Genomic DNA, 22,242 nt, shown 5'->3' with positions numbered 1-22,242 from the left:
GTTGCGGCCCTGCCGTCTCGCCACCCGGAAGGAGCCCGGTCGATGACGACGGCGGTGCACAAGGCGGTGCCGCGGCCCGGATTGCCGGGCGGCACCCCGCGTTTCGCGCTGGCGCCGGTCGCGGTCGTGGCCGCGCTCGGGACGGTGGCGTTGCTGCTGTCGATCGGCAAGTACGGGTTCTTCGGCGACGAGTTGTACTTCGTCTCGGGCGGGCGGCGGTTGGCGGTGAGTTATGCCGATCAAGGGCCGCTGCTGCCGCTGATCGCGCGCGCGATGGATTTGCTCGCTCCGGGATCGCTGGTGGCGCTGCGTGTTCCGGCGGTGGTCGTCACGGTGGGCGCGGTCTTCGTGAGCGCGCAGATCGCCCGGGAGTTCGGCGGATCGCGGGCGGCGCAGGTGCTGACCGCGCTGGCCTATGTCACCTCGCCGTTCCTGTGGGTGCAGGGAACGCAGCTGGCCACCAACACGATCGACACCGCCTTGTGGGTGCTGATCACGTGGCTGCTCGTTCGCTGGGTGCGGACCGGCCGCGACGCGCTGCTGTTGTGGGCGGGCGTGGCCACCGCCCTGGATATGCAGGTGAAGTGGCTGATCCCGTTCTTCTGGGTCGCGGTGGCGATCGGGGTCCTGATCTCCGGTCCGCGGGAACTGCTGCGCCGCCCGGCGCTGTGGGCGGGGGCGGGGCTGGTCGTCGTCACGATGATCCCCGGACTGATCTGGCAGTCCCGCCACGGCTGGCCGCAGCTGGGCATGGGCGCCGTGGTCGCGGCCGAGCAGGCGTCGGTCGGCGGGCGGTTCACCTTCGTGCCGTTGGCTCTGCTGTCCGCCGGGCTGCTCGGCGGTGTGCTGCTGCTGGCCGGGATCTGGGCGTTGTTGCGGGTTCCCGCCTTTCGGCCGTATCGGTTCCTCGGGTGGGTGGTGCCGCTGCTGCTGGTGGCGTTCGTGATTACCGACGGTCGCCCGTACTACCTGGTCGGTTGCTATGCGGCGGTGGCGGCCGCCGGCGCGGTGTGGTGCACCCGGGCGCCGGTCGCGCGCTGGCGGAAGATCGTGGTGGGTCCGCTGGTCGTGGCGTCGGCGCTGCTGATGGTGTTGTCGCTGCCGCTGAAACCCGAAAAGGATCTCGAGCCCGTCGGCGACGAGGCGTCGGCCGGTCTGGCGATCGGCGTGTGGGGCAAATTCGGCTGGCCGGAGCTGGCCGGCTCGACCGCCGCGGCGTATCGCGCGCTCCCGGAGGAGGAGCGGGCGCGGGCCGTGATCGTGGCCGATTCCTATTGGCAGGCAAGCGCTCTGGACGTCGACCGGCAGCGGACCGGACTGCCCGCGGCCTACAGCCCCAACCGCGGGTTCGGATATTTCGGCGTCCCGCCCGATACGGCGACCACGGTGCTCTGGGTAGGCGGCGACGGCACCGAGCCACGCGAGCGCTGCGGATCGGTCGCCCCCCTCGGCCGCGCCGACTCCCGCCTAGGTTTCCCCGGCCTGACCCGCGACGTCACCATCTGGCGCTGCGCCGATCCGCGAACTCCGTGGTCGCAGGCGTGGCCGGACATGCTCCGCCTCGACTGACCGGAATCACATCCGCGGCCCGGCAGGTTGGACATCTGCCGGGCCGCGGACGCGGGGCTCAGCTGTGCTGGGCCGTCACGGATTCCAGGACGATGTCGGTGGCGGGGGCGCCGTCGGACGAGCCGTCCTTGGTGCCGCCCGCGGCGATGTTCTGGAGCACGTCCATACCGGCGGTGATGCGGCCGAACGGCGTGTACTTGGCCGGCAGCTGACTGTCGGCGTACACCAGGAAGAACTGGCTGCCGTTGGTGTTCGGCCCGGCGTTGGCCATCGCGACGGTGCCCGCCGGATAGACGGCGCCCTCCAGGTTCTCGTCACCGAACTTGTAGCCGGGGCCGCCGCTGCCCGTGCCGGTCGGGTCGCCGCACTGCAGGACGAAGATGCCGTCGGTGGTCAGGCGGTGGCAGCGGGTGTGGTCGAAATACTGCTCGCCGGACAGGAAGGCGAAGGAGTTGACCGTGTGCGGCGCCTTCGAGGCCTCGAGATCGAGGGTGACCGCGCCGCAATTGGTCTGCAGCGTGGCGGTGTAGGGGAATCCGGCGTCGATGGTCATCCCGGGCTCGGCGGGCCACTGTTTCCCGTTGGGCTGCGCGTCCGAGGCGGTCATGCATCCCGGGGCGGCGGTGTGCTGCGGGACCGGCGCCGCCGAGGTGCGCCCGGTGACGAGGAGGGCGATCGCCACGCCGGCGGCGAGGAGACCGAACCGCCGCAAAGCTCTGTGCTGCTTGCGAATCGGGGGATGCGGCTGGTCTAGATCGGGCCGGGGATGCTGCGGATCGCTGTTCACCGGGATGGGCCTCCTTGGTTCCGGAGATATCGAGCACGGTCGCCCGGCATCATTCCACGGCCGGTCGTCGCGGGTGCGGGAAGCGGGGAATCGGCGATAGGGGCAGGCGGCGGAGTTGCCGCTCCGGGCGCCGGATCGGAGTTACAGTGTGCGGCGCATCGCTCGTCGTCGCCCACTGATCCGGCGCCGGACGCCGGCCGAGAACGGAGTAGGGATGAACCGCATCGCAGCCGGCGTGGCCGGGATGTGCACGGGTCTGGCGGCCGTGGCCGTGGCCGCCGGGGGACCGGCCGCCGCCGAACTTCCGGCGGGGGTCTACTGCCTGCAGTCGTTGTGCTACAACAGCACTCCCGAAACGCAGAACGTCACCGGCACGGTGGTGTGCTCGTGGATCGATATGCCCGTCACCTGGTCCATCCCGCCGACGAGCGCCGCATCGCTCGACGCGGGCTGCCCGGACGGCAAGCACTCGGAGGGCATCCGGATCTGATCGGAAACCCGGTCAGGCGAGCAGATCGGGGATCAGCACGCGCGTGTCCGGGACGAACGGCCACTCCGGATCGTCCAGGTGGGCACGGAGTTCGACGTCGGTCCACCACCAGCCGTCGGCGATCTCCTCCGGCTGGTGGCGGAGGGGACCGTCGTAGCGCAGTTCGTAGGCGAACAGGTGGCAGCGCATGGGCGCGCCGAGCCATTCGCCGTCCCAGGACGTGCCGGCCAGCGGTAGCGGGCGGTCGTCGCCGGGGTCGAGCACGATGCCGAGTTCCTCGGCCAGTTCGCGCACCGCCGCCTCGGCCGGATCCTCACCGGGGCCCAGCACACCGCCGGCGAGGCAGTCGTGCATGCCCGCGAACACGGCCTTGGTGTCGGTGCGGCGGTGCACGTAGAGGCGCTCGCCGTCGCGCGAGCGCACCAGCACCCCGGCGCTGGCGTGCCACAGGCCCTCGGCGTACACCGTCGAGCGCGGCGCGCTGCCGGTCTCGCGTCCCGCGCGGTCGTACACCGCGATCGTCTCGCCCATCGGCGCTCAGTATTCCCGGTCGATGGTTGCGTACGCACCGAGGATCTGGGCCTCGGCATCGCCGAGGTACTCGGCCAGCATGTCCGCGGCCGCCGCCGCGTCGCCGCGCGCCAGGGTGTCGAAGACCTCGTGATTGCGGCGCAGGTACGGGTGGTGGAAGGCATTCGGATCGGCCACCACGTGGAAGATCAGCCGCAGCTCGTTCCAGACGTTCGACATCAGCGCGTCCAGCAGGCGGCTCTCGTTCAGCGCGGTGACGGCGCGGTGGAAATCGACGTCGGCGGTGCCCACCCCCGTCCAATCGTTCTGTGCCGCAGCGCGATCGGCGCGTTCGAGGATATCCCGCACGGGCGCGAGATCGGCCCCGGTGCGGGGATGGTCGCGCAGGGCGGCGCATTCGACGACGCGGCGGCACCGGTAGACCTCAGACACGTCCTCGGCGCTCGGGATCCGCACGAACACACCGCGGTTCAGTTCGTGCACGACCAGCCGCTCCTCGATGAGCGTGCGGAACGCCTCGCGCAGGGTGTTGCGCGAAACCTTCAGCGCCGCACAGATATCGGGCTCCGACAGCCGCGTGCCCGGCCGGAACGCGCCGTCCAGGATGCCCTCGCGCACGATATCGGCGACCTGCGCGCTGCGGCTGGCGCGATCGAGCCGGTCGCGATGGGCGGCCAGCGAGGCGTAGCTCCCGGCAGACGCCGATGTCATCGAAGTCCTCCTCCTGGTCCTGCCGACCGGACGTGCGAATCCGAGACTACCCCGCAGCCCGTGGAATCCCAGAACGATCCAGTCGTGGTATTGCAGGATCGTTCAACGATTTCTATAGTGAGACCTGTGCCACACACGCTCTCCTAGGGGGTCATCATGACGGATATGCCCACCACCCCTGTCTCCGCGCGGTCCCGCCCGGGCGCCGGGGCCTTCGACTGGTTCCGCACCCTGGGCGGTACCGGCAAGCGCGCCTTCTTCGGCGCGTTCGGCGGTTACGGCCTGGATTCCTACGACTTCCAGGTGCTGCCGCTGTCGCTGGGCGCGATCGCGTCGTACTTCGCCATCGGCACCGGCCAGTCGGGGTTGCTCACCACCGTCACCCTGGTGGTGTCGGCGGCGGGTGGCGCGCTGGCCGGCGTGCTGGCCGACCGGATCGGGCGGGTGCGCACGCTGCAGCTGACCATCGCGGTGTACGCCGTGTTCACGGTCCTGTGCGGGCTGGCCTGGAATTTCGAATCGCTGCTGGTGTTCCGCGCGCTGCAGGGCCTCGGATTCGGCGGCGAGTGGGCGGCCGGCGCGATCCTGGTCGCCGAGTACGCCCAGCCGGAGTATCGCGGCCGGGCCGTGGCCTACGTGCAGAGCGCGTGGGCGGTCGGCTGGGGGCTGGCGGTATGCGCCTACACGGTGGTCTTCCAGGTGTTCGACGAATCGGTGGCCTGGCGAGTGCTCTTCTTCACCGGCGCACTCCCGGCCCTGCTGATCGTCTGGGTCCGCCGCAGTGTCACCGACGCCGAGGCGGTCACCGAGAAGCTCCAGCATGCGGCGGAGTCTCCCGTGGATTCCGGCCAAAAGCGTGCCGGAAAAATGGAGGGCGCGTCGAGGCGCGGCGGGTTCGGGGCGATCTTCGGTCCGGAGTTGCTGCGGACCACGGTGTTCGCGGGACTGATGGCCACGGGTGTGCAGGGTGGGTACTACACGCTGGCGACCTGGCTGCCGACGTATCTGAAGAAGAGCCGCGATCTGGATGTGGTCGGCACCGGCGGGTACCTGTTCTTCCTGATCGGCGGGGCGTTCCTGGGGTACGTCACCGGTGGCGTGCTCACCGACCGGCTCGGCCGCAAGCGCACCATCCAGCTGTTCGCGGTGCTGTCGGTGGTGTTCATGGTCGCCTACACGGGTGTTCCCGAGGGCGCGAACGCGTTGGTGCTGGTGCTCGGATTTCCGCTGGGTTTCTCCACCTCGGCCATCTTCTCCGGCTTCGGGTCATACTTGGCGGAGCTGTATCCGACCGAGTCCCGCGGCACGGGGCAGGGGTTCACCTACAACCTCGGCCGCGGGGTGGGCGCGGTGTTCCCGACCGTGGTCGGCTACCTGGCCTCGACGACGCTGGGGCTGGCGGGCGCCATGCTGTTCGGGGCGCTGGGCTACGCGCTGGCGGTCCTGGCCCTGTTCGGGCTGCCGGAGACGCGCGGCCGGGAACTGGTGTGAGACACACTCTTTCGCGAGGCGGTGAATGCGATGATCGATCTGAACAGTGATCTCGGCGAGGGTTTCGGAGCCTGGTCGATGGGCGACGACGCCGCCCTGCTGGAGGTCGTCACCAGCGCCAACATCGCGTGCGGCTTCCATGCGGGCGATCCGGCCATCATGCGCCGGACCTGCGAGCTGGCGGTGGCGCGCGGGGTGTGCATCGGCGCCCACATCTCCTACCGCGACCTCGCCGGATTCGGGCGGCGCGCGATGGCGGTGCCGCCGCGCGAACTGGCCGACGAATGCCTGTATCAGATCGGGGCGCTGGACGCGTTCGCGCGGGCGGCGGGGGACCGGGTCCGGTACGTGAAACCCCATGGGGCGCTGTACCACGCGGCATCGGCCGACCGAGCGATCGCCGACGCGGTGGCGGGCGCGGCGGCAGTGCACGGCGGGCTCGCCCTGCTGGGCCTGCCCGGATCGGAGCTGGCGGCGGCCGCGGCGGCGGCCGGAATCGATTTCCACGCCGAGGGTTTCGCCGATCGCGCCTACACCCCGGCCGGCGCCCTGGTGTCGCGCGGTACGCCGGGAAGCGTGCTGGACGAGGAATCGGCACTGGCGCAGGCGATATCGATCGCGGTCGACGGGGCGACCGAGGATATCGACGGCGGCCGGGTGCCGGTTCCCGCCCGTAGCCTCTGCGTGCACGGCGATTCGCCCGGCGCGGTCGCGATGGCCCGATCGATCCGGGATGCGCTGGCGGGCAAGGGTATCGAGATCGAGGCGTTCGCGTGAGCGGGCTACGCATCCTGCCCGCGGGTGACCGGGCGCTGCTGCTCGTGCCCGACGACGCGGACCTGTTGGCCGGGATGGTGGACGAGCTGCGCCGTCAGCCGGTGGAGGACGTCCTCGACCATCTGCCCGCGGCGCGCACGGTACTCGTCACGCTGGACGCGCGGGCGCGGGTGGAGAAGGTGGAGGCGCGGCTGCGGCGGCTGGCAGAGGCCGTGGTGACGCGGCGGGAGGCATCCGGTGACGAGTCGGAGCCGCTGCTCGTCCCGGTGCGCTACGACGGTGCGGATCTCGCGGGAACCGCGGCGCTGCTGGGTATTTCGGAACAGGAGCTGATCGCGCGGCATACCGCGTCCGAATGGCGCTGCGCCTTCATCGGATTCGCGCCCGGATTCGGATATCTCGAATCGCCCGAGGCGAAGCTGCCGGTCCCGCGGCACGACCGGTCGCGCACGGCGGTGCCGGCCGGGTCGGTCGCGCTCGCGGGCGGGTACAGCGCGGTGTACCCGCGCAGCACGCCCGGCGGCTGGCGTCTCATCGGCACCACGACCGTGCGGATGTGGGATCTCGCGCGGTCCGAACCGGCGTTGTTGCGGCCGGGGGCGCGCGTCCGGTTCGTCCAGGAGGAGTCATGAAATCCCTGACGGCACACGATATCCGGCGTAGGCGGCGGGAAGGCGGCGCATCGGTGCGCGTGCTGGCGCCCGGCCTGTTCAGCACGATCCAGGATTTCGGGCGGCCGGGCTGGTTCCACGCGGGCGTCGGGGTGTCCGGTGCGGCGGACCGGCGTTCGTTCGCGCTGGCCAACCGGCTCGTCGGCAATCCGGAGTCGGCGGCGGCCCTCGAATGCGCGCTGGGCGGGCTGCGGCTGGAGTTCGCCGAGCCGGCGGTCGTCGCGGTGACGGGAGCGCCCGCGCCCCTGAGCGTGGACGGGCGGCCCGAGGCGCGGGCGTCGGTGGTGTACCTGGACGAGGGGCAGCGGCTGGAACTGGGGTTCGCCGAGGCCGGGCTGCGGTGCTACGTGGCCGTGCGGGGCGGAATCGATGTGCCGCCGGTGCTCGGGTCACGCAGCCGCGACACCCTCGCCGGCCTCGGCCCCGAACCACTCTCGGCAGGGGACGTACTGCCGATCGGCCCCGCACCGCGGGCCTGGCCGTCGGTCGACGTCGCCCCGATCGCCACGCTGACAACCGATCCCGTGACGGTGCGGGTCCGGCTCGGCCCCCGGGACGACTGGTTCCGCCGCCCCGCGGACCTGTTCGCCGGATACTGGCAGGCATCCACCGAGACCGACCGCGTCGGCGTACGCCTCGACCGCGTCGGCAACGGCCCCCGCCTGACCCGGGTCGACGACGCGGAACTCCCCACCGAGGGCATGCCGCTCGGCGCGGTCCAGGTCCCCCCGTCCGGCCAGCCCGTCGTCTTCCTCGCCGACCACCCGATCACCGGCGGCTACCCGGTCGTAGGCACGGTGATCGACCCTGACGTAGACCTCCTCGCCCAGGTCCGCCCTGGCCAACAGATCCGCCTCCGCGAATGGCACCCCTGAACCGCACGGCGGCAACCACTGTGGGGCCGGGTCTGTGAACGGTGCCCTTGTACGTTCACGGCGGCAGCCGCTGTGGGGTGGGGCTGCGAAGGGTGCGCTTGCACGGTTGCGGCGGCAACTGCTGTGGGGCGGCTCTGCGGATGGTGGGCTTGAACGTTCACGGCGGCAGCCGCTGTGAGGGCGGGTTTGCGAATGGTGCCACAGAGCGCTTACGGCGGCGACTGTGGGGACCGGGGCTGTCCCGGGCGTGGTCGAGGTCGGGTTGTGGGGCGTGTGTGACGGGCAGGGTGTTGTGGGTGTGGGCCGGGGATGTGGTGGGTGGGGTGAATGTGGTTGGGGGAGATGAGGGTTCGGGTACGGGGAGGTATCGGTTGGGGGGAATGGGGGCGGAGTGGGGGTGGTGGGCGTAGCCTGTGCTGCGCAGGCACATCCGAGAGGGGACGCTCATGCCGCTGCCGCAGGGGCTGGCGAGGTTCAATCGGCGGGTCACCAACCGGGTCGCGGGCCTGGTGGCCGGGCGCACGCCCGGGCTGGCGATGATCGTGCACACCGGGCGGAAGTCGGGGCGGGTGTACCGGACGCCGGTGACCGTATTCACCCAGGACGGCGTCTATCGCATCGGGCTCACCTACGGCCGGAACGTGGATTGGCTGAAGAACATCCTCGCCGCCGGGGAATTCGAGCTGGAGATCGGCGGGCGCGCCGTCACAGTGCGCGATCCGCAGGTGCGTCACGACGCGCGGGCGAGCTGGGCCCCGGTGGGTGTCCGGCAGATGCTGGGAGCGGTCGGCGCCGAGTACTACCTGGAGGCGCGTCCGGCCTGAGCGCCGCGAAAGCTATTGCGGCGGTGGGTCCGCCTCGCACACGATGTCGGTGGCGGGGAGGCTGCCGGTGCCGTAGTAGGTGTTGATGGTGTCGTTGACGCAGCTGCTCAGCCCGGGCCGGAAGGTCATGTGGATGCGGACGTCGCGCAGCGTGGCGAGTCGCGAGGCGGTCAGGTCCCGGTGCAGCCCGACGCCGTGCGCGTAGGGCGTGCGCGGATCGCCGGTCGCCTGGACCAGCAGCGCCGGGACCGCATTGCGCACCTCGGTCGCGGGTTCGGCCGGGCGGGGCCAGAAGGCGCAGGGCTGGATGTTGTTGGCCATCGCCCCGAAGACCGGCTGGGTGGGCCGCGCGGCCTCGATGCCGTCCCAGTACCACCGCGGATCGGCCGGCGCCGCGGCGTCACCGCAGGCGATGAACGCGAGCGCCGAATTCTCCCCGTCGCGTAGCGATTCCAGCACGGCCTGCAGCCGCGGCCCGTGCGCGGTGGCGGGCGGATGACCGGCCGCGTCGGCGATCTCCCGCACGACGTCGGCCAGCCCTTCGTTCGATCGGAAGTTGTTGAGCAGGTTGTGCAGGATGAACGGCAGCCAGTGGTCGTCGATGCGGAAGTCGTCGAGGACGATCGGCTCCCGTTCGGCCGCCGCGATGAGGTCCTCGACGGTGCGGCGCACGTCCGGCGCGGTGGTCCCGAAGTGGTACGTCTCGTCGCGGGTGGCGGCCCAGCCCGCCCAGTCGTCGAGGGCCGTCTCGTCGGCCGGACCCCAATCCTGTACCAGCCCTTCCCAATACCGCCGCGGATCGATCGAGCTGTCGAAGACCATGCGATCGCTGTGCTCCGGGAACATCTGCGTGTAGACCGCGCCGAGATAGGTGCCGTACGAGACGCCGAAGTAGCTGAGGGCGGATTCGCCGAGCGCGGTGCGGACGACATCCATATCGCGCGCGGTATTGCGGGTGGTGAGCTGTCGCGCGAGAACCGGGTCGCCGAGTACGCATCCGCTGGCCATGGCGGCGGCCTCGCCGGTGTCGTGCAGGAATCCGGACAGGCCGACGCCCGCCGAGTGCACCATCTCGCCGACCGGCCAGCCGCAGTTCCGCCCGCCGTCGGAGCGGCCCACGCCGCGGGGGTCCATGCCGATGAGGTCGTATTGCGCCCGCACGTCCGGGCTCAGCACGTCACCGAGCAGGTCCACGGTGTCGAGACCGGACGCGCCCGGCCCGCCGGGATTCGCCAGCAGCACGCCTCGGCGGCGGCCGGGATCGGCGGCCGGGACCCGGGAGATCGCGACCGAGATCGTGCGCCCGAACGGATCCGCGTAGTCCAGCGGCACGCGCACCGTCGCGCATTCGCCGCCGGCGGGACTTCCGCCCTCGCAGTCGTGCCAGGCGAGCCGCTGGTGCGAGAACCAGTCGGCTCGGGCGAGATCGGGCCCGAATCCGGCGCCCGGGACCGCCAGGAGCAGCGCTGCCGCCACCACGCCCACCACATACCGAACCAGGTTCGCCACCAACCGACTTCGCCTCTCACCGTCCGAACTCGCAGCCACCGTAGCCGGTCGGAGGCGGTGCCACCGGTTACGGGGGCACCGGTCCGCGGCGCGACTCGCCCCCGGGTTGGACGGCGCGGTACGGGCAGGCGGATAGATTCGGACTGGTCCGACGATCGATGCGCGCGGAGGGTGCCGGTGACACAAGTGGTGGATCGTTCCGCCGAGCGCGTGCGCGCCGAGCCACCACCGGCCGTGATCGTCGTCGCGGTGGTGTCGGCGGCGGTCCTGCTGTTCTCGGCGTCGCGGTACGGGTACTTCGGGGACGAGCTGTACTTCCTCGCGGCGGGGCGGCGGCCGTCGTGGGGGTACGCGGATCAAGGGCCGGTCCTGCCGCTGCTGGCGCGGCTGATGGACAGCCTCGCGCCGGGGTCCTATCTCGTGCTGCGGGTGCCCGCCGTCGTGCTGACGGTGGCGGCGATCCTGGTGTGCGCCATGCTCGCCCGCGAATTCGGGGGCGGCCGCCGGGCACAGGCGCTGGCGGCGGTGGGATACGCGTCGTCGCCGTTCCTGCTGCTACAGGGCGCGATGCTGACCACCAATGCCGTGGACACCGCGCTGTGGGTGATCGTGACGTGGCTGGTGGTGCGGTGGGTGCGGACCCGCCGCGACGCGCTGCTGCTGGCGGCCGCCCTGGTGACGGCGGTGGATCTGCAGGTGAAGTGGCTGATTCCGTTCTTCTGGATCGCGGTGGTGCTCGGCAGCCAGGTGTTCGGGCCGCGGGAGCTGGCGCGCCGGCCCGCGCTGTGGGCGGGCGGCGCGATCGCGGTGATGTCGGCGGTGCCGGAACTGCTCTGGCAGGCGCGCCACGACTGGCCGCAGCTGGCGATGGGTAGCCAGATCGCCGGGGAGCAGGGCATTCTGGGCGGCCGGTTGCTGTTCGTGCCGATGTCGCTGACCACGGCCGGATTCCTGGGCGCGCCGCTGCTACTGGCCGGGCTGTGGGCGCTGCTGTTCTGGAAACCGTTGCGGCCCTATCGGTTTCTCGGCGTGACCCTGATTCTGCTGTACGTCGTGTTCATGGTGACCGGAGGCCGTATCTACTACGCGGCGGGGATGTACGGGGTGGTGATCGCGGCAGGTGCGGTGGGTGTCGTGGCCGCTCTCGGCGTGCTGCCGCGAGGACGGCGGTACGCGGCGACCGCCGCGCTCATCGTCCTGACAACGGTGGCGGTGGCCTTCACGGCGTCCTCTGTTCCCTGGCGCCCGGCCGACAAGGTCGCGCCGCCGCACGACGACGCCGAGGCCGCGGTGGCGATCGGGGTGTACGGCCGATTCGGCTGGCCCGAACTCGACGCCGCCGTCACCGCGGCCTACGACGCGCTCCCGCCGCCCGAGCGCTCCCGCGCCGTGATCCTCGCCGACACCTATTGGCAGGCCTCCGCCCTGGACCAGCTCGGCCGCGACCACCTGCCCCCGATCTACAGCCTCAGCCGCGGCTTCGGCTACTTCGGCACGCCGCCCGATGACGCTGCCACCGTCCTCGCCGTCGGCGGCTACGAGGCGATCCTGCGCGCCCAATTCGACCACGTGGACCCGGTCGGCAAGGTGGACACGCGGCTGGGCTTTCCCGGCAACACCCAGGGCGTCACGATCTGGCGGTGCACCGGCCTCCGCCACCCCTGGTCCGAGATCTGGCCACGGTGGATGCACCTGTAAACCGTTGGCAGACAACAATACTGCGACGGGCCCCTTCCTCCCGGGGAAAGGGCCCGTGGGTGGTTGTTACGAGTGGACGGCCGCGGGGGTGTGGGCCGGGCCGAACCAGCGGTCGAGGGCCTCGGGGAGGCCGGGGCCGGTGGAATCGGCGGTGGCCCAGGCTACGTAGCCGTCCGGGCGGATGAGCACGGCCGTGACGCCGGAGACGTCGAGGAGGTTCGGCGTGTGGTGGGTGTCGATGCGGTCGGACCAGGCGCGGGCGGCCTCGGTGCGGGTTCCCGTGCCGTCCAGGAGGATCGGGCGGGCGGGGCGCAGGAGTTCCGCGATCCGGCGTGGGCGGCCGTCGATGTCGACGGTGAGGTCGGGGACGAGGCGGCCCGAGAGCGGGTGGTCGTCGCCGATGTCGTAGCGGACGTCCGATCCCGCGAGCAGGTTCGCGATGTGGGTGGCGACCTCGGGAATGTCCAGCAGTTCGCCGAACAGCTGCCGCAGCGCGGTCACCTGCGGCCCCGGCGCCATGAGCGCGGTCTGCGACAGGCTGTGCATCATGACCCGCTCGGCGACCGGATACCGCTCGCTCTGGTACGTGTCGAGCAGTCCGGCCGGGGCGCGGCCCCGGATCTCGGCGGCCAGTTTCCAGCCCAGATTGACCGCGTCCTGCAGGCCCAGGTTCAGCCCGGGGCCGCCCATGGCCGAATGAACGTGCGCCGCGTCGCCGACCAGCAGGACATTCCCCTCCCGGTAGCGCTCGGCGAGCCGGGTGTTCTGATCGACCGTGCGCCGCAGCGCATGCGGCCCGGGGCCGGCCGGGGGAGTGATCGGCACCGGGACACCGAGCACGCGCTCGAGGGTGTCCCGCAACTCCTGGAAGGTCATGGGCGTCTCGGGGTCGACCGGGGCCCCGCCGTATTCCGTCGCCCCGATCATCGGCCGCCCGGGAACCAGTTCCGCGTAGACGAGCATGCCGCCTTCGATCCTGTTGTGCCCGAACGAGAATCGGCCCGCGCCGGGAATCTCGATACCGCCGTCCGGGAGCTGCCATTCCGCCGGAACGGTGGCGTGGCCGAAGCGCGTCACGTGATCGTCGGCGGTCGTCCCGGGGAAGGCGATGCCGGCGCGCTTGCGGACCCGGCTGGTGCCGCCGTCCGCGCCGACGAGGTATCGGGTGGTCAGCGTATAGGGGCCGTCCGGTCCCGTGATCGTCAATGCGATCTCCCCGGAATCGAGGGTCTCGAAACCCTCCAGCGCGTGACCCCAGCGGACGTCCACACCCAGCTCCCCGGCCCGGCGAGCCAGCAGCCGGGTGAGGCGCGGCTGGGGAATCCCCGCGCCGTACAACGGATTTCGCGGCACCTCGGACAGGTCCAGCCGCATGCCGCTGAACAGGTAGCCGGGCAGCGGCTCGAGCGCACCGGTGCGGCCGGTGAAGTCGCCGTCGCCGGCCAGGCCGCGCATCTCGAGCAGCCGGACGGCCTGGCCGATGATGCCGTTGGCCTTCGGTTCCTCGGACGGGCCCGGAAGATGCTCCAGGACAACGGGTGTCACCCCGGCGAGCGCGAGTTCGCAGGCGAGCATGAGCCCGTTCGGGCCCGCGCCGGAAATGACGATGTCGGTACGTGTTTCGGGCATGGCTGATCAGCCCCCATTTCTGTGGCGGTCTATGCGGTTGTCGGAAGAATCAGCGGGTGGGTTCGGGCAGGCCGTCGGCGAATGCCGCCAGCGCCTGCCGCAGCAGTTCGGTGATGCCGATCGGGGGATCGGCGTGGATGTAGATCTCGGTGGTGGCCTGGAACGCGGCGACGACCGCGCCCGCCACCAGCCGGGGATACAGATCGCGGCGCGGATCGGTGCCGCTGCGCTCCGCGATGGCCGAGGTGATGTCGTTGTAGGTCCACCGGTTCAGGGCGCCCTGGACCTCGGGCGCCTGGACCAGCTTGCGGATCTCGGCCAGCTGCTCCCGGGTGGGGCGGTAGCCGGGCAGGCCCTCGCTCTCGAAGGGCTCCAGCACGGCCGCCGTGACCGCGGTCCACATCGGCTCGGAGGCGGGGCGGGCGCGGAGCAGGTCGATACTGCGCTGGATGCGCTCGACCTGGCGGTAGCCCATCGCCTCGTACTTGTTGGCGAAGTAATTGCTGAAGGTGCGTACCGAGACGCCGGCCCGCGCGGCGATGTCCTCGCGCACGACATTGTCCAGCCCTCGCTCGAAGGCGAGTTCCAGGGTGGCATCGCTCAGCGCCCGGCGGGTGTCGAGCTTCTTGCGTTCCCGCAGTCCCAGTTCGTCGGCCATGCACCGATTCTGGCACTAAATTGCCCACTGGGCAAGATTTCCTTTCGGGAAAATGTGCCCAGTGGGCATAGTTACGCCGCTACCTGGGGTTACGGCAGGGCGATCAGTCGCGCGCGGCCGTGCGCACGAGATCGGTGAGGACGCACAGGAATTCGGAGACGACGCCGCGCGCGGTCGCCGTGCCGGGGAATCGGGTGCGCAGCGTCAGGCCCTCGTCGGTGCGGGCGAACCACAATTGCACGTCGTCGACCGGCGCGGACCGGCTGATCTGGGTGGCCCCGCGGGGCAGGGCGTGCCCGGACTCGCCGCGCGAGCCGCCCGGCAGGTGGCGATAGTCGGTGTAGGACACGCTGAACAGGCCGTGCCGGGCGCGGCGAAGTACGGTGCCGTCCGCGGCGAAGACGGTGGTGGCGGGTATCCGCGCCAGCCGCTGCCCGTCGCGGACGGCCGCCGCCGCACCGGGTATCGCCGCGGCGAGATCGTCCTCCGCCCGGATGCGCGCGGGCGCGTTGGCCACCAGCCACCCGAAGGTGTGGTGATTGCGCGGTTCCCGGCGGGTGTGCACCGGGAACACCAGATCGGTGTGCGCGCCTCCGCCGAGTTTGGCGACCGAATGCGCGATCGCCGCCAGCAGCACGGCGAAGACCGAATGACCGCCGGCCCGCGATCGCCGGTCCAGCCCGGCGATATCGGCGGGGGTGAGCATCGTGCGGACGTCGCTGTCCGCGGCCGCCCGCGCACCCGCCGGCACGCCGAGGTCCAGGGGGAAATGCGGCAGGTCGTCACCGGCGGCGCGCAGGAACTCCTGCCAGCCGCGCAGCAGCGTCCCGGTCTCCGTCGTCGGCGCGGCGGCCTCGCGGGTGCAGTAGCACAGGAAACTGCCCGGCTCGGGCAGGGATTCGGCCGCCGCGTCCACCGCCGCTGGTCCGTCCTCGCACGCGGCCCGGTAGAGCGCGTCGAGTTCGGTGACCGCCACCGTGGTCGACCACGCGTCGCACACCGCGTGGTCGAAACCGCAGACGACGGTCGACACGTCGGGCCGGGTGATCGCGCCGAGGAAGTACGGCGGAAAGGTGAACGGCGCGCACGCCGCGTCCAGGCGCGCTCCCAGCAGGTTCCGCATCTCGCCGGCGGAGGTCGCGGACGCCGGTGGCCGGGCGATGAGGCGAATGTCGTTGTCGGACACCAGCCGCAGCCCGGGGCCGTCTGCGCCGGCCGGTGGCGTGAAGCAGCAGTGCAGCCCGTCGTGGCGCGGCAGCCAGGCGGCGAAGGCGGCCTCCAGCGCCGCCTCGTCGATCGGCCCCGGCACGTCGAAGACGGCCGCGAGCCAGGTGGTCGGCCCGTCCGCGGTGAGGTGCAGGACCTGGTTGGCGGTGGGCGGTGTCGGATCCGGTACCGGCTCGGCCGACACCGCCCATTCGAGCAGGGCGCCCGGCGGCACGGCGAGCCCGTCGAGAAATGCCAGGCGCATCAGGTCACCTCGGAACCCGGTGCCGCGGTACGGGATTCGCCGGTCTCCGCGATCTGCCGCACGACCGCGCGCAGCCGGTCGAGGTACGCGCCGACCGAGGCGTGCGCGCGGGCGGTGTCGGGGAACATGACCGCCACGTGCACGCGGTCGGCCTCGCGGTTGAACCACAGCGGGGAGGGCTGGCCGATGCGCGAGGACGAGCCGAGCCCGCGAATGCCGTGCAGCCCGGGCAGGGAGCGCTCCAGCACGTCGCCGGAGATCGGCCGCATATCCATATAGGACACCCACGGCCAGTCCCGGACCTGCGGCAGCTCGCGCCCGGCCAGTTCCGCCGCGCGCGGCAGGGCGGCGAGCAGCGGAATGCCGGTCAGCGCCTTGATCTCGGCCAGGGCGTCGCGGGCGCGGGCGGCGAGGTCGGTGAACCGCGCGGACCGGCCGACCTCGAAGGTGACCGGGAGCAGGTTGACGAACCAGCCCTGGGTGGTCCGGAAGCGCGGATCGGTGCGGGTACCGAGGACGTTGAGGCCGAGATATCGTGTACGCCCGGCGAATTCGAGTTCGGCGAGTGCGATCGCGGCATAGAGCCCGGAGACGAACGACCCCCCGGCCTCGGTGCAGGCGGCGGCGAAGGACTCGCACTGCGCGCCGGTCAGCAGATCGACCCGCGCGCCGGTGCTGTCGCCGAATTCCCCGGCTTCGAGGCCCAGATCCCACGGCGTGGGGCGGATGTGATCGGCATTGTCGGCGAGCAGGCGGGCCAGGCGCTCCAGCTCCGGTGGCCGGGCGTCGATCCGATCCCGCTCCTCCCGCGCGTAGTCGGCGTACCCGGCCGCCTGGGGCAGCGCGGGTTCGGCGCCCGCGGCGCGGGCGGTGTAGAGCTGATGCAGTTCGACGATCGCCGCGACCAGGGACGTGCCGTCGGAAAAGGCGTGGTCCAGGCTGAAATACACCGTGAAACCGTCGTCGCCGTGGTCGATCGCGCCGCAGGCGAACGCGGGCCAGACGCTCGGATCGGGCGCCTGGAAGCGGGTGGCGAGGCGGTCGCGCAGAGCCTCGCTCGAGTCGTGCGCGCCGAGCGTCCGGGTCTCGAGCGTGACCGCCTCGGGATCGACCTCGTAACGGGTCAAGCCGGAATCGGTCGAGTCGAACCGGCAGCGCAGGCTGTCGTGGCGGCGCAGCAGGTCGGTGAACGCCTGCCGCAGCGCGTCGCGGTCCAGCGGCGCGGCGATGCCGAAGCACATCGACAGCTCGGTCCGCACGCTGCGCGCGACGTCCCCGGGCTCCGACTCGCGCCGGCGTCGCTGCCAGTAGCGGATGTGGAACTCCTGGATGAACGAGGGCGGCGCCGGGGAGGCCGGGGCCGCCGCCGCGGCCGCGGAAGCCGTTGGGGTGGGCGTGAATTCGAGCAGCTCGCCGGGTTTGGGCAGCCATTCGGTGAGGTGGATCATCTCCATGTCGGCGCTCCTTGTCCGAGGGTGCGGGAGGTGGGTGCCCCGGCGCGCAGCGGTGCGTCGCCGTGGCGGGCGTAGCCGTCGAGTAGGTGGCGCACCCGCAGCACCTGCCGGTGCACGTCGCGGGTGGCGCGGGCGGTGCCCGGGCAGCGCATATTGAGCGTGACGCCCGCGGGCGTACGCAGGAACCAGCAGAAGAACTCGTCGGCCGATCGGGTGCGACTGCGCAGCCAGCGCGTATCGGACGCGAGCCAGCGATCCGCGCCGAGCGCACCGCGAATATCCATGTAGGACACCATCGACGAGATCCGTGGCCGGACGTCGAGCAGTTCGCAGACCCGGGGGAAGGGCACCGTCGCCGCCGTCCGCGACCGCCGCAGCTCCGTGCCCGACGGCGCCACGAGATCCGCGAGTCCCCGTGCGTCACAGTCGATCCGGTACGGGGCGAGGCCGACGTACCAGCCGAGACTGTCCGCCCACCGCGGTTCGTCGCGGGTGTGCATCGGGACCACCGTGCGGAATTCGCCCGCGTTCCCCGGTTCGGTATGCGCGGCGGCGAACGCGGCCAGCAGCACCGCCACCAGGCCCTGCCCGTGCTCGCGTGCTGCCGCGGCCGCCCGATCGGCGGCCGCCGCGTCCAGCACCTCGACCGCGAGGGTGTGCTGCGGAGCCGCGTGCCGGACGGCGGTCTCTGCCGCGCGAGCCCGCTGGGGTGTGGCGTGGGCCGTGCTGTCGGCCGGGGTCGGGGCCACCGGGTATGTGGCCGCCCCGGCGAAGTCACCGGGGGTCGGTTCGTAATTCGCAGCGGCGGTGAGGAATTCGCGCCAGAGCGCTACCGCGGGGTGGTCTGCGGTGGCACTGTCGGCGCGGCGGCGCTCGAGATGGCAGAAGTCCAGATAGCTTGCGGCGGGCGGCAGGGCGGGGTGGTTGCCCGCGCGGGCCGCGTCGTAGAGCGCGCGGAGTTCGCCGCCGATCGAGGTGGTCGAATAGCCGTCCATGACCGAGTGGTCGGCCGCGACGACCGCGGTGAACGACTCGCGGTGGTCGATCGTCACGCACAGGTGGGCGGGCCAGTCCAGCGGCGAGGTGCGCTCGTCGAGGAGCCGGTGCACGAGGCGATAGGCGGACATCGCCGACGCCGGCCGGCCCGCGTCGACGGGACGGACCTGGGCCGCGCCCGGCGGCAGGGTGTAGCGCGCGGGCCGCCCGCCCTCGATCGCGACATGGCTGCGCAGCACCTCGTGCCGGTCGACCCACGCCTCCAAAGCCGTCCGCCAGGCGGCGGCGTCGAGCGGCCCTTCGACGCGCAGCACGTGACCGAGCCAGCACTGGCGGCCGACGCGCACCCGGTGATGATCGAGGGCGTCCCGCAGGTGCCGTTCGTGGTTGTAGGAGACCGCCCGCCAGTCGCGCGGCCACTCGGCCCAGTGGGCGTCCGCGGTGGGCAGCCATTCCGTCACCCGTCCGGCGCGCAGGGGGTAATCGGCCAGTTCGATGAATTCCATGAACATCCCTCATCCGATGTCAGAAAATTTCGAACGGAAGTGGTTTTCCGGTTCGACGCGGGAAATGTCGGCGTGCTCGGCAGGGCACGCTCGGATTGTCTGAAGTTACCGGTGACCTCGTCGTTCGCCGGAATGCGGATGACTCTAAGTCATATGACCAGAGGATGTGACGGTGAGTTCGATCACCGGCCGTAAAAGGGTCGTCAAATTGAGTCGGCTACCTTTTGGCAAATTTCGGACTTCGCACTGCCTGCCTCTTGAGATGACACGTCAAGTACCACTCAGGAGGACGCCCGAGATAGTTTCGGCGTAAACCTCGCGAGCCGGAATTCACTTCGGATTAGCCGGAACGTCACGACCGCCGGGGCGAGCCGGAGCCCTACGGCGCGAACGACGCGGATTCCAGCCGCCGGGCGATCCGGGCGGCCGACAGCGTCATGGCGTCGGTGGGCCGGTGCGGATCGAGACCGGTCAGCTCGTGCACGCGCGCCAGCCGGTAGGTGACCGTATTGCGGTGGATGTTCAGCTGGCGGGCCGTGGCGAGCTGATTGAAGCCACTGTCGACGAACATCTCGAGGGTCTCCGCCAGCAGCGGCTGCGCGTCGAGGGGCGCGAGCACCGTCGCCAGGCCGGGGCGGGCCGCGCCGCTGGCGGCGACCGTGTACTCGAATTGCAGGTTCTCCCTGCGGCATACGAGTTCCGTGCGGTCCAGGCAGCGGCCCAGTTCGGCGAGCGTGCGGGCCTCGGCGAACACGGCGGGGACCTCGGTGCGCGCGTGGGCCGCGCCGACGCCCACCCAGAACGGCGGCGCCACCTCCGGGGCCCGGTCCGGCAGCCGCCCGGCCAGGCTCGCGATGGTCGCGGTGCCGTCGTCGCCGGGTTGCAGCGGGACGAGCGCCGTCCAGCCGCCGCTGTCCAGGCGCAGGAAGACGCCCGGGATGGCCTCGATGCAGTGGCGCAGATCGCTGGTGCCGGAGCCGGGGCGGCCGCCGGCCCCCAGCCGGAACACCGCGACCACGAACGCCTCCGGCACCGCGATCGCCGGTTCGTCCGCCCACTCGACCGGGTCGCGGCCGGTGAGCAGCGCGTCGGCCAGGGTGCGGCGGCGCTCGAGCAGTTCCCACCGCGGATCGTGGGCGCGGTGCACGCAGGCGACGGCGATGCGCTCGACCACCGTGGTCACGTACTGCAGCAGCGGCAGGGCCGCGTCGGCGAGCAGTTCGCGCTCGGTCTCCGCGGCGGCGGCGCGCAGCCGGTCGAAGATGTACTCCGCGCCCGCGCGGTAGCGGCGCAGCACCTCCTCGAGGGGTTCGCCGTCGCGTACCCGGTCGAGGGCGAGGTCGACCAGTTCCCGGGTGTCGTCCGGACCGGGCGGCTCACCGCGGCGCAGGTAGTCGAAGAACAGCTCGATATTCAGCTTCGCGCCGCGTTCCCAGCCGGGCAGGAACAGCGATTGCGGAATGCTGCGATACGGCGGCACCGAGTCGGAGAACTCCTGCATCAGCGCGCCGGCGCGCAGATACAGGGCTTCCAGGGCGCGGTCCCGGGTCGGCGATTCCACGGCTTCCTCCGTCCGGAAGTTACGGGGCATACAGAGACTCGATCGTATCGGCATGCGCGGCGGCGATCGGCTTCCGGCGCAGCTTGCCGGTCGCCGTCAGGCAGTCTCCGCCGGGCTGCCAGACCTCCGGAAGTATCGCGAACTTCTTGATTTGTTCCACCCGGGAAAGTTCCGCGTTGGCGGCATCCACGCCGGCCTGCACCGCGGCGCGCACGCGCGCGTCCCGCGCGAGCGCCGCGATCTCGGCGGCGGGCAGGCCGTGGCGTTCGGCGAAGGCGGCGGCCAGGTCGGGGTCGAGACAGATCAGCGCGGTGTTGTAGGGGCGGCCCTCGCCGACGACCGCCACGATGCCCGCCAGCGGGGTGTGCGCGGTGACGGTGTTCTCGATATTGGTGGGCGACATGTTCTTACCGGCCGCGTTGATGATGAGTTCCTTCTTGCGGTCGATGATCCGCAGGCAGCCCTCGGCGTCCAGCTCCCCGATGTCGCCGGTGTGCAGCCAGCCCTCGGAATCGACCGTCTCGGCGGTCTTCCCGGGCTCCCCGCGATAGCCGCGCATCACCATCGGGCCCCGGACGAGGACCTCGCCGTCGTCGGCGAGCCGGACCTCGGCGCCGGGCAGCGGGGTGCCGACCGTGCCGATCCGGATGCGTTCCGGCCGCGTGACCGTGGCGCCCGCGGTGCATTCGGTCATGCCGTACCCCTCGCACAACGGCAGACCGAGACCGAGAAAGAATTCGTGGGTGTCCCGCGGGATCTGCGCGGCGCCGGTGACCGCGATGCGGATGCGGTCCATGCCCAGGCGCGTCCGGATGGCCGACAGCACCAGCCGGTCGGCGATCCGGTAGCGCGCGGTGTCGAGCGGCGTGTGCGGTCGGCCGTCGGAGATCGCGCGGGCGCGGGCGCGGCCGACGCCGATCGCCCACGCGGCCAGCGCACCGCGCACCGCGCTGGGTTCGGCGGCCAGCCGATCCTCCAGCGCCGCTTTGACTTTCACCCAGATGCGCGGCACGCCCAGGAAGACGGTCGGGCGCACCTCGGTCAGGGCGTCGGCGACCTGTTTCAGGTCGGGCACCGTGGTGATCTGCGCGCCCTCGAGGAGATTGAGGTAATGGGCGAACCAGCGATTGGCGGCGTGCGCGTCGGGCAGATAGGACACCACGCGGTCCTCGATGCCGCCGCCGCCGAATTCGTCGACGATGCGGGCGTTCTCGATGAAATTGGTGTGGGTGAGTTCGACCCCCTTGGGCCGCCCGGTCGTCCCGGAGGTGTAGACGATCGTGAGCAGGTCCTCCGGACCCACTGCGCGCCACGCGGATTCGAAGTCGAAGTCCGGATCGCCGGTCGCCTCGACCTGTGCCAGGCTGACGGTGCCGGACGGCGCGCCGTCCACGCAGATCACGTGCTCGACCCGGAACCCCTGCGCGGCGGCGCGTTCCACGGCCGCCAGGACCTGCGGTACGAACCGCTCCTCGCAGATCACCACCGCGTTGCCGGCATTGCCGAACTGGTAGGCGAGCAGATCCGGGGGGTTGGTGTTGTACACCGAGAACGGTGTGGCGCCCGTATGCAGGACGGCGGTATCGCAGAGGTGGAACTCGGGGCGGTTCGTCAGCATCAGCGCCACCGTGTCGCCCCGGCCGATCCCGAGCGCCGCCAGGCCCGCGGCGATGGCTCGCACGCGGGATCCGTACTCGCGCCAGGTGATTCGCACCGCGTCGCCGCGGGTGCGGACGGCGACGGCGTCCGGATGGTGGACGACGTTGTGCTGGAACGCCTCGCACAGGGTGCGGGGCCGGATCCGGCGCTGTACCGCGCTGCCGGTCGCCACCGTCGATGAACTCACAACCTGACCTCTGCTTCGCGGGCCCGAGGTCACGGCGATGATCTCGGTGTCGGTATCCAGCAGACCGTGGCGGGCGGCCGGACGCTACCGGCAATCGGGCAGAGTGCCCGGGGCAGATTTGTGCAGTGTGCACGGCGGTCGGCTACCGTCGCGCCAACCGAGCTGGGGTTATGTGGTTCGCTGCGACC

The 22,242-nt window shown here is 71.5% G+C and carries 19 protein-coding genes; 8 read left to right on the top strand and 11 right to left on the bottom strand.

Going from position 1 to position 22,242, the window contains the following annotated elements:
* Positions 1 to 42 precede the first annotated feature (42 nt).
* Positions 43 to 1,569, top strand: coding sequence for a glycosyltransferase family 39 protein (locus ON41_RS16330; protein WP_051161621.1), 1,527 nt, complete (start codon positions 43 to 45; stop codon positions 1,567 to 1,569).
* A gap of 58 nt (positions 1,570 to 1,627) precedes the next feature.
* On the opposite strand, the gene ON41_RS16325 is transcribed toward ON41_RS16330, so the two are convergent.
* Positions 1,628 to 2,356 carry a peptidylprolyl isomerase gene (locus ON41_RS16325; protein ID WP_040748444.1) on the bottom strand — a complete coding sequence of 243 codons (729 nt, stop codon included), beginning with the start codon at positions 2,354 to 2,356 and terminating at the stop codon, positions 1,628 to 1,630.
* 214 nt (positions 2,357 to 2,570) lie between these two features.
* Between ON41_RS16325 and ON41_RS16320 the strand changes: the two genes are divergently transcribed.
* Positions 2,571 to 2,846, top strand: coding sequence for a hypothetical protein (locus ON41_RS16320; protein WP_040748443.1), 276 nt, complete (start codon positions 2,571 to 2,573; stop codon positions 2,844 to 2,846).
* A 12-nt stretch (positions 2,847 to 2,858) separates the two neighbouring features.
* On the opposite strand, the gene ON41_RS16315 is transcribed toward ON41_RS16320, so the two are convergent.
* Entirely contained in the window at positions 2,859 to 3,377 is a 519-nt protein-coding gene (locus tag ON41_RS16315) for an NUDIX hydrolase (RefSeq protein ID WP_040748442.1), read from the bottom strand.
* A gap of 6 nt (positions 3,378 to 3,383) precedes the next feature.
* Positions 3,384 to 4,088, bottom strand: a complete 705-nt coding sequence (locus ON41_RS16310) for a GntR family transcriptional regulator (protein ID WP_040748441.1) — start codon at positions 4,086 to 4,088, stop codon at positions 3,384 to 3,386.
* Positions 4,089 to 4,253: 165 nt separating this feature from the next.
* Here ON41_RS16310 and ON41_RS16305 point away from each other — a divergent pair, with 165 nt between their 5' ends.
* The 5 genes from ON41_RS16305 to ON41_RS16285 all read left to right on the top strand — a co-directional run bounded on the left by ON41_RS16305 (position 4,254) and on the right by ON41_RS16285 (position 8,726).
* A complete protein-coding gene (locus ON41_RS16305; RefSeq protein WP_169336489.1) occupies positions 4,254 to 5,579 on the top strand; it encodes an MFS transporter in 1,326 nt (441 codons plus the stop codon).
* 30 nt (positions 5,580 to 5,609) lie between these two features.
* Entirely contained in the window at positions 5,610 to 6,356 is a 747-nt protein-coding gene (locus ON41_RS16300; protein ID WP_040748439.1) for a LamB/YcsF family protein, read from the top strand.
* The gene (locus ON41_RS16295) at positions 6,353 to 6,988 is read left to right on the top strand and encodes a 5-oxoprolinase subunit B family protein (RefSeq protein ID WP_040748438.1); all 636 of its coding nucleotides are present in this window, start codon (positions 6,353 to 6,355) and stop codon (positions 6,986 to 6,988) included. The genes ON41_RS16300 and ON41_RS16295 overlap by 4 nt, the downstream gene beginning before the upstream one ends.
* Complete coding sequence (locus ON41_RS16290; protein ID WP_083905390.1) at positions 6,985 to 7,902, top strand: 5-oxoprolinase subunit C family protein; 918 nt, start codon at positions 6,985 to 6,987, stop codon at positions 7,900 to 7,902. The genes ON41_RS16295 and ON41_RS16290 overlap by 4 nt, the downstream gene beginning before the upstream one ends.
* Positions 7,903 to 8,348: 446 nt before the next feature.
* Positions 8,349 to 8,726 (top strand): nitroreductase family deazaflavin-dependent oxidoreductase, encoded by a 378-nt coding sequence (locus ON41_RS16285; RefSeq protein WP_040748436.1) that lies wholly within the window; start codon positions 8,349 to 8,351, stop codon positions 8,724 to 8,726.
* Between the two features lie 12 nt (positions 8,727 to 8,738).
* Here ON41_RS16285 and ON41_RS16280 read toward each other — a convergent pair whose 3' ends face one another.
* Entirely contained in the window at positions 8,739 to 10,235 is a 1,497-nt protein-coding gene (locus ON41_RS16280) for an alpha/beta hydrolase (RefSeq protein WP_218003471.1), read from the bottom strand.
* Positions 10,236 to 10,421: 186 nt separating this feature from the next.
* On the opposite strand from ON41_RS16280, the gene ON41_RS16275 reads away from it, so the two are divergent.
* Positions 10,422 to 11,933, top strand: a complete 1,512-nt coding sequence (locus ON41_RS16275; protein ID WP_040748435.1) for an ArnT family glycosyltransferase — start codon at positions 10,422 to 10,424, stop codon at positions 11,931 to 11,933.
* A gap of 66 nt (positions 11,934 to 11,999) precedes the next feature.
* Here the strand turns inward: ON41_RS16275 and ON41_RS16270 are convergent, their stop codons facing one another.
* The 7 genes from ON41_RS16270 to ON41_RS16240 form a co-directional block, all read right to left on the bottom strand.
* Positions 12,000 to 13,562 carry an FAD-dependent monooxygenase gene (locus ON41_RS16270; RefSeq protein WP_040748434.1) on the bottom strand — a complete coding sequence of 521 codons (1,563 nt, stop codon included), beginning with the start codon at positions 13,560 to 13,562 and terminating at the stop codon, positions 12,000 to 12,002.
* A 49-nt stretch (positions 13,563 to 13,611) separates the two neighbouring features.
* Entirely contained in the window at positions 13,612 to 14,220 is a 609-nt protein-coding gene (locus tag ON41_RS16265) for a TetR/AcrR family transcriptional regulator (RefSeq protein WP_040748433.1), read from the bottom strand.
* 103 nt (positions 14,221 to 14,323) lie between these two features.
* A complete protein-coding gene (locus tag ON41_RS16260; protein ID WP_040748432.1) occupies positions 14,324 to 15,691 on the bottom strand; it encodes a condensation domain-containing protein in 1,368 nt (455 codons plus the stop codon).
* Positions 15,691 to 17,145 carry a condensation domain-containing protein gene (locus tag ON41_RS16255; protein ID WP_040748431.1) on the bottom strand — a complete coding sequence of 485 codons (1,455 nt, stop codon included), beginning with the start codon at positions 17,143 to 17,145 and terminating at the stop codon, positions 15,691 to 15,693. Before ON41_RS16255 ends, ON41_RS16260 begins: the two co-directional genes overlap by 1 nt.
* Complete coding sequence (locus ON41_RS16250; protein WP_157185493.1) at positions 17,136 to 18,647, bottom strand: condensation domain-containing protein; 1,512 nt, start codon at positions 18,645 to 18,647, stop codon at positions 17,136 to 17,138. Before ON41_RS16250 ends, ON41_RS16255 begins: the two co-directional genes overlap by 10 nt.
* A gap of 379 nt (positions 18,648 to 19,026) precedes the next feature.
* On the bottom strand, positions 19,027 to 20,208 hold the full coding sequence (locus ON41_RS39065) for a PucR family transcriptional regulator (RefSeq protein ID WP_157185492.1): 1,182 nt from the start codon (positions 20,206 to 20,208) through the stop codon (positions 19,027 to 19,029).
* 19 nt (positions 20,209 to 20,227) lie between these two features.
* Entirely contained in the window at positions 20,228 to 22,009 is a 1,782-nt protein-coding gene (locus ON41_RS16240; protein WP_040748517.1) for an AMP-dependent synthetase/ligase, read from the bottom strand.
* Between the last annotated feature and the right edge of the window lie 233 nt (positions 22,010 to 22,242).

The sequence above is a fragment of the Nocardia transvalensis NBRC 15921 genome (assembly GCF_000308875.1).
Lineage (GTDB): Bacteria > Actinomycetota > Actinomycetes > Mycobacteriales > Mycobacteriaceae > Nocardia > Nocardia transvalensis.
The sequence above is the reverse complement of the archived record's forward strand: the minus strand, read 5'-3'. Positions and strand labels throughout refer to the sequence as shown.

What these genes read in the sequence shown, in the direction of transcription:
- ON41_RS16315 (WP_040748442.1), bottom strand. Translation starts at nt 3,377, where the DNA reads ATGGGCGAGACGATCGCGGTGTACGACCGCGCGGGACGCGAGACCGGC.
- ON41_RS16260 (WP_040748432.1), bottom strand. Translation starts at nt 15,691, where the DNA reads ATGCGCCTGGCATTTCTCGACGGGCTCGCCGTGCCGCCGGGCGCCCTG.
- ON41_RS16310 (WP_040748441.1), bottom strand. Translation starts at nt 4,088, where the DNA reads ATGACATCGGCGTCTGCCGGGAGCTACGCCTCGCTGGCCGCCCATCGC.
- ON41_RS16320 (WP_040748443.1), top strand. Translation starts at nt 2,571, where the DNA reads ATGAACCGCATCGCAGCCGGCGTGGCCGGGATGTGCACGGGTCTGGCG.
- ON41_RS16270 (WP_040748434.1), bottom strand. Translation starts at nt 13,562, where the DNA reads ATGCCCGAAACACGTACCGACATCGTCATTTCCGGCGCGGGCCCGAAC.
- ON41_RS16305 (WP_169336489.1), top strand. Translation starts at nt 4,254, where the DNA reads ATGCCCACCACCCCTGTCTCCGCGCGGTCCCGCCCGGGCGCCGGGGCC.
- ON41_RS16300 (WP_040748439.1), top strand. Translation starts at nt 5,610, where the DNA reads ATGATCGATCTGAACAGTGATCTCGGCGAGGGTTTCGGAGCCTGGTCG.
- ON41_RS16290 (WP_083905390.1), top strand. Translation starts at nt 6,985, where the DNA reads ATGAAATCCCTGACGGCACACGATATCCGGCGTAGGCGGCGGGAAGGC.
- ON41_RS16250 (WP_157185493.1), bottom strand. Translation starts at nt 18,647, where the DNA reads ATGGAATTCATCGAACTGGCCGATTACCCCCTGCGCGCCGGACGGGTG.
- ON41_RS16255 (WP_040748431.1), bottom strand. Translation starts at nt 17,145, where the DNA reads ATGGAGATGATCCACCTCACCGAATGGCTGCCCAAACCCGGCGAGCTG.
- ON41_RS16265 (WP_040748433.1), bottom strand. Translation starts at nt 14,220, where the DNA reads ATGGCCGACGAACTGGGACTGCGGGAACGCAAGAAGCTCGACACCCGC.
- ON41_RS16330 (WP_051161621.1), top strand. Translation starts at nt 43, where the DNA reads ATGACGACGGCGGTGCACAAGGCGGTGCCGCGGCCCGGATTGCCGGGC.
- ON41_RS16285 (WP_040748436.1), top strand. Translation starts at nt 8,349, where the DNA reads ATGCCGCTGCCGCAGGGGCTGGCGAGGTTCAATCGGCGGGTCACCAAC.